The sequence below is a fragment of the Streptomyces sp. NPDC005752 genome, assembly GCF_040630715.1.
Classification (GTDB): domain Bacteria; phylum Actinomycetota; class Actinomycetes; order Streptomycetales; family Streptomycetaceae; genus Streptomyces.
This window is the reverse complement of record NZ_JBEXYB010000013.1, coordinates 173,231-179,230: the sequence shown is the minus strand read 5'-3', so window position 1 is coordinate 179,230 and position 6,000 is coordinate 173,231. Positions and strand designations below refer to the sequence as shown.

Sequence of the window (6,000 nt, the reverse complement as noted above, 5' to 3'; positions counted from 1 at the left end):
GTTGATAGGCCAGATGTGGAAGCCCGGTAACGGGTGGAGCTGACTGGTACTAATAGGCCGAGGGCTTGTCCTCAGTTGCTCGCGTCCACTGTGTTAGTTCTGAAATAACGAACGGCCGTGTTTATATCCGGTGTTGGTTAATTTCATAGTGTTTCGGTGGTCATTGCGTTAGGGAAACGCCCGGTTACATTCCGAACCCGGAAGCTAAGCCTTTCAGCGCCGATGGTACTGCAGGGGGGACCCTGTGGGAGAGTAGGACGCCGCCGAACAATTATTCCGGGAAAGCCCCGTGCCCTTGTGGCACGGGGCTTTTCTGCGTTCACGCCCGTTCTCCCGCACCCCTGTGCACCGTTCGCCGGCGGCTGAGGGTAGGGTCAGGGGGCATCATTGGCACGTTCCTCACAGGAGGCCCCCGGGTGGAGGTCCAGGAGACTCGAGTTCAGACGGACCGAGTACTCACCATCCCCAACATCCTCAGCACGGCTCGTCTCCTCGGCGTCCCGCTCTTCCTGTGGCTGATTCTTCGCCCCGTGTTCGGCGGACCCAACAGTGATGGCTGGGCCCTGCTGGTCCTGATGCTGAGCGGGATCAGCGACTACCTGGACGGCAAGCTCGCCCGGCGCTGGAACCAGATCAGCAGCCTCGGCCGGCTCCTGGACCCGGCAGCCGACCGCCTCTACATCCTGTCGACCCTCTTCGGGCTGACCTGGCGCGAGATCCTGCCCCTGTGGCTCACGGCCGCGCTCCTCGCCCGCGAACTGATGCTCCTCGTCATGGTGGGAATCCTGCGCCGTCACGGCTATCCGCCGCCGCAGGTGAACTTCCTCGGCAAAGCTGCAACATTCAACCTGATGTACGCCTTCCCCTTGTTGCTGCTCAGCGACGGAAGTGGTTGGCTTGCTTCGCTGGGGACCATTTTCGGATGGGCGTTCGCCGGATGGGGTACAACCCTGTATTGGTGGGCAGGAGTCCTTTACGTGGTCCAGGTCCGCCGTCTCGTCAAGGCGGATCAAGTAGCCGATTAGCTCGTTGACGTGGTGCCGTGCAGCGTCGCCGGCCCACACCCGATAGTCGTGGTGTTGCCCCGACGGGCGAAGTCGGCCAGACCGTCGTCTCTTCGAGGAGGACGTTTCCGACATGAAGGCCGTCGTGATGGCAGGCGGTGAAGGCACCCGCCTTCGCCCTATGACCTCAAGCATGCCCAAGCCGCTCCTGCCCGTGGCCAACCGGCCGATCATGGAGCATGTGCTGCGCCTGCTCAAGAGGCACGGGCTCAACGAGACCGTGGTCACCGTCCAGTTCCTCGCCTCTCTCGTCAAGAATTACTTCGGCGACGGTGAAGAGCTCGGGATGGAGCTCAGTTATGCCAACGAGGAGAAGCCACTCGGCACCGCGGGGAGCGTGAAGAACGCCGAGGAGGCACTGAAGGACGACACCTTCCTGGTCATTTCCGGCGACGCCCTCACCGACTTCGATCTCACCGACCTCATCGCGTTCCACAAGGAAAAGGGCGCCCTCGTCACGGTGTGCCTGACCCGGGTCCCGAACCCTCTGGAATTCGGGATCACGATCGTGGACGAAGAGGGAAAGGTCGAAAGGTTCCTGGAGAAGCCCACCTGGGGCCAGGTCTTCTCGGACACCGTGAACACGGGCATCTACGTCATGGAGCCCGAGGTCTTCGACTACGTCCAGGCCGACACCTCGGTGGACTGGTCCGGTGACGTCTTCCCGCAGCTGATGAAGGACGGCAAGCTGATCTGCGGCTACATCGCAGAGGGCTACTGGGAAGACGTGGGCACGCACGAGAGCTACGTGAAGGCCCAGGCCGACGTACTGGAGCGCAAGGTCGACGTCGAACTCGACGGCTTCGAGATCTCCCCCGGGGTCTGGGTCGCTGAAGGGGCCGAAGTCCACCCCGACGCCGTCCTGCGGGGGCCGCTCTACATCGGTGACTACGCCAAGATCGAAGCCGGCGCCGAGATCCGTGAACACACCGTGGTGGGCTCGAACGTCGTGGTGAAATCCGGCGCGTTCCTTCACCGGGCGGTCGTTCACGACAACGTCTACGTCGGTCAGCACAGCAATCTGCGCGGCTGTGTGATCGGCAAGAACACCGACGTCATGCGGGCGGCGCGCATCGAGGACGGCGCCGTCATCGGTGACGAGTGTCTGGTCGGCGAGGAGTCGATCATTCAGGGCAACGTCCGGGTCTACCCCTTCAAGACCATCGAAGCCGGCGCGTTCGTCAACACCTCCGTGATCTGGGAGTCGCGCGGTCAGGCGCATCTCTTCGGCGCCCGCGGTGTCTCCGGCATCCTGAACGTCGAGATCACCCCGGAACTCGCCGTGCGGCTCGCCGGGGCGTACGCGACGACCCTGAAGAAGGGTGCGACGGTAACCACCGCCCGTGACCACTCCCGTGGTGCCCGTGCGCTGAAGAGGGCGGTCATCTCGGCGTTGCAGGCGAGCGCCATCGACGTCCGGGACCTGGAGAACGTGCCGCTGCCGGTGGCCCGGCAGCAGACGGCTCGGGGCAGCGCCGGCGGCATCATGATCCGGACGTCCCCCGGTGTGCCCGACTCGGTCGACATCATGTTCTTCGACGAGCGGGGAGCCGACCTCTCCCAGGCCCGCCAGCGCAAGCTGGACCGGGTCTACGCACGCCAGGAGTACCGAAGGGCCTTCCCCGGAGAGATCGGCGACCTGCACTTCCCGTCCAGCGTCTTCGACTCCTACACGGGCTCGCTCCTGCGCAACGTCGACACGGCCGGCATCGCCGACGCGGGGCTCAAGGTCGTCGTGGACGCGTCCAACGGCAGTGCGGGGCTCGTGCTGCCCAGCCTCCTGGGGCGCCTCGGCGTGGACGCGCTGACGATCAACCCGGGGCTCGACGAGTCCCGCCCGACCGAGTCGGCCGAATCGAGGCGTGCGGGACTGGTGCGACTCGGCGAGATCGTGTCGTCCGCGCGGGCCGCCTTCGGTGTGCGTTTCGACCCCGTGGGCGAACGGCTGTCCCTCGTGGACGAGCGGGGCCGCATCATCGAGGACGACCGGGCGCTCCTGGTCATGCTCGACCTCGTGGCGGCGGAGCGGAGGAGCGGTCGGGTGGCCCTGCCGGTGACGACCACCCGCGTCGCCGAGCAGGTCGCGGCCTACCACGGGACGCAGGTGGAGTGGACGACCACGTCACCCGACGATCTGACCCGCGTGGGCCGGGAAGACACCACCATCTTCGGCGGTGACGGCCGCGGCGGATTCATCGTCCCCGAGTTCAGCAGCGTCTTCGACGGTGCGGCGGCCTTCGTCAGGCTGATCGGACTGGTGGCCAGGACACAGCTCACCCTCAGCCAGATCGACGCCCGCATCCCGCGCGCCCATGTGCTGCGTCGCGACCTCGCCACACCGTGGGCGGTCAAGGGACTTGTCATGCGCCGGGTGGTGGAGGCCGCCGGAGAACGGAGCGTGGACACCACCGACGGTGTTCGCGTCGTCGAGACCGACGGCCGATGGGTGATGGTCCTGCCCGACCCGTCCGAGGCCGTCACCCACCTGTGGGCGGAGGGTCCCGACGACGCCTCGGCCCAGGCGCTGCTCGACGAGTGGGCAGCCGTCGTGGACAGCGCGGGCGACTAGAGTTCCCGTTCGGATCAGGCCGGGCTGCGGCCTGATCCGCCGAACGAAGGACCATGGCCTACGCCCCGGTCCGGAAGCCGTGTACGGCGGCTTCCGGACGGACGGTGGGGCCATTCGGCGGCAGCAGGCATGACGTGCGACGATGTGCGGCATGTCGCAGCCGCCCCCCGATCGGAGTAGCGCTCCGCCGCGTGCTCGCCCCGACGCGTCCATGTCGCTGCTGACCACCGTGATGGAACACAGCCTCGACGAGGGATACGCCGAGGCTTCGGCACGTCGCCGCGCCGACGGCACGGAGGGCCTGCCTCGCACTCTGAAGGCGAAGCTGGGCCTCGCCGCAGGTCTGGTGCTGGCCGCCCTCGTGGTGACACTCGGTGCCGCCGAGGCCCAGGTCGCGGCGCCGGTCGTGGCGAAGGAGCGCGAGGAGCTCATCGACCGGGTGAACGCCGAGACGTCCACGGCCGACGCACTGGAAGCGGACGTCGACGGCCTGCGCAAGGACGTCGTCGAGCGTCAGCGCAAGGCGCTGCAGGAGCACGGCGGGGACCAGGGAAGCCTGGTGGCGCTGCTGTCGGGCGCCACCCCTGTCGAGGGCACCGGGATCAAACTGGTCGTGGACGACGCCGAGGACACCGACCAGGGTGGTGGCGGGCCCCGTGAGTCCACCGGCTTCGCCGACACCGGGCGCGTACGTGACCGGGACATGCAGCGCGTGGTCAACGGACTGTGGCAGTCCGGCGCCGAGGCGGTCGCCATCAACGGGCAGCGGCTCACGGCCCTCTCCGCGATCAGGGCGGCGGGCGACGCCATACTGGTCGACAACAGGCCGCTCGTGCCGCCGTACACGGTGCTGGCGGTGGGGGACGGGAAAAAGCTCGCCACCGCCTTCCAGGACAGTGCCGATGGCCAGTATCTTCAGGCGCTGCACGAGAGTTTCGACATCCGCACCAACATCTCCGAGCAGGAGAAGGTGCGTCTTCCTGCCGCGCCCAGCCTGATCGTACGTACAGCAGAGCCTCAGGCCGCAGACACGGGCAGTGGTGCGGCAGACACAGGGAAAGGCACATCGTGATCGCCGTACTGGGCCTCGTCGTGGGAGTCGTGGTCGGACTGTTGGTCCGGCCCGAAGTGCCGGCGGTGGTCGAGCCCTATCTGCCGATCGCCGTGGTGGCCGCGCTCGACGCCGTCTTCGGCGGTCTGCGGGCCATGCTCGACGGGATCTTCGTGGACAAGGTCTTCGTGGTGTCGTTCCTTTCGAACGTCGTGGTGGCCGCCCTGATCGTCTTCCTCGGTGACAAACTGGGCGTCGGGGCCCAGCTCTCCACCGGTGTGGTGGTCGTGCTCGGCATCCGGATCTTCTCCAACGCCGCGGCCATCCGCCGGCACGTCTTCCGGGCCTGAGGCCGATGAACAGCGAACAGAACCCGGGCGGCGGACACCACCACCACCGCCGCGAGCGTCCCGACGGTGCGCTCCCGCCCGAAGCGCCCGCACCCGCGCCGTCCCCCGAGGCCAGGCCCGATGAGGCCTCCGGCCGCCAGCGGCTGCGGTCGGGTCTCTGGCCGCCCAGGGTGAGCAGAGCCCAACTGATCGTGGCGCTCCTGTTGTTCGTCCTCGGTCTCGGGCTGGCCATCCAGGTGAGGTCGAACAGCGACAACAGCGCACTGCGCGGTGCCCGTCAGGAGGACCTGGTCCGCATCCTTGACGAGCTCGACAACCGCACCCAGCGCCTGGAGGACGAGAAGCAGCGTCTCGACGACCAGCGAACGGAGCTGGAGAACAGCTCCGACCAGGCGGAGGAAGCGCGTAAGCAGACGCTCGAGAAGGAGCGCCAACTCGGTATCCTGGCGGGTACGGTCGCGGCGCACGGCCCCGGCATCACGCTGACCATCAGTGACCCGGGCGGTGCGGTGGAGGCGGACATGCTCCTCGACACCATCCAGGAGCTGAGGGCGGCGGGCGCCGAGGCGATCCAGATCAACGGCGTGCGCGTGGTGGCCGATACGTACTTCTCCGGTGACGGGGGAGAGCTGAAGGTCGACGGCCGGAAGGTCGAGGCCCCCTACGCGTTCAAGGTCATCGGCAAGCCGCAGGACCTGGAGCCCGCTCTGAACATTCCCGGTGGTGTGGTGCAGACGCTCGAGAAGGAGCAGGCCACGGCGGAGGTGACACGCGCCGAGGACATCGTCGTGGACGCCTTGCGGCCGGCGAAGCAGCCTGATTACGCTCGATCGTCGTCCCGGTGAGAGGGCGGCGCGCGGTGTTCGAAGGAGACGGGCGTCAGGTTGCGGGGGGTCGGCGCAACGGATCGGTGACGCGTGGTGGAAACTGTCGGGTGGATACGGACGTTGTGAAGATGTCCGGGTC

General features: G+C 67.2%; 5 protein-coding genes and 2 rRNA genes. All 7 read left to right on the top strand.

The annotated features are described in order from the left end of the window. Positions 1-73: ribosomal RNA gene (locus ABZ441_RS13975) — 23S ribosomal RNA — on the top strand; the annotation flags it as partial. A 79-nt stretch (positions 74-152) separates the two neighbouring features. Next, a 5S ribosomal RNA gene (gene rrf / locus ABZ441_RS13970) occupies positions 153-269 on the top strand. Between the two features lie 147 nt (positions 270-416). Beyond that, positions 417-1,025: a CDP-alcohol phosphatidyltransferase family protein gene (locus ABZ441_RS13965; RefSeq protein ID WP_358972436.1), complete on the top strand. Its 609-nt coding sequence runs from the start codon at positions 417-419 to the stop codon at positions 1,023-1,025. A gap of 112 nt (positions 1,026-1,137) precedes the next feature. Then, complete coding sequence (locus ABZ441_RS13960) at positions 1,138-3,633, top strand: mannose-1-phosphate guanyltransferase (protein ID WP_358972433.1); 2,496 nt, start codon at positions 1,138-1,140, stop codon at positions 3,631-3,633. 151 nt (positions 3,634-3,784) lie between these two features. Next, positions 3,785-4,705 carry a DUF881 domain-containing protein gene (locus ABZ441_RS13955; protein WP_358972430.1) on the top strand — a complete coding sequence of 307 codons (921 nt, stop codon included), beginning with the start codon at positions 3,785-3,787 and terminating at the stop codon, positions 4,703-4,705. Then, positions 4,702-5,034, top strand: coding sequence for a small basic family protein (locus ABZ441_RS13950; protein WP_003970459.1), 333 nt, complete (start codon positions 4,702-4,704; stop codon positions 5,032-5,034). Before ABZ441_RS13955 ends, ABZ441_RS13950 begins: the two co-directional genes overlap by 4 nt. Before the next feature lie 5 nt (positions 5,035-5,039). Beyond that, on the top strand, positions 5,040-5,879 hold the full coding sequence (locus ABZ441_RS13945) for a DUF881 domain-containing protein (protein ID WP_358972427.1): 840 nt from the start codon (positions 5,040-5,042) through the stop codon (positions 5,877-5,879). Positions 5,880-6,000: the final 121 nt, after the last annotated feature.

Bases quoted from the DNA above. Each gene is read 5' to 3' on its own strand.
- ABZ441_RS13945 (WP_358972427.1), top strand. From the start codon at position 5,040: ATGAACAGCGAACAGAACCCGGGCGGCGGACACCACCACCACCGCCGC.
- ABZ441_RS13955 (WP_358972430.1), top strand. From the start codon at position 3,785: ATGTCGCAGCCGCCCCCCGATCGGAGTAGCGCTCCGCCGCGTGCTCGC.
- ABZ441_RS13960 (WP_358972433.1), top strand. From the start codon at position 1,138: ATGAAGGCCGTCGTGATGGCAGGCGGTGAAGGCACCCGCCTTCGCCCT.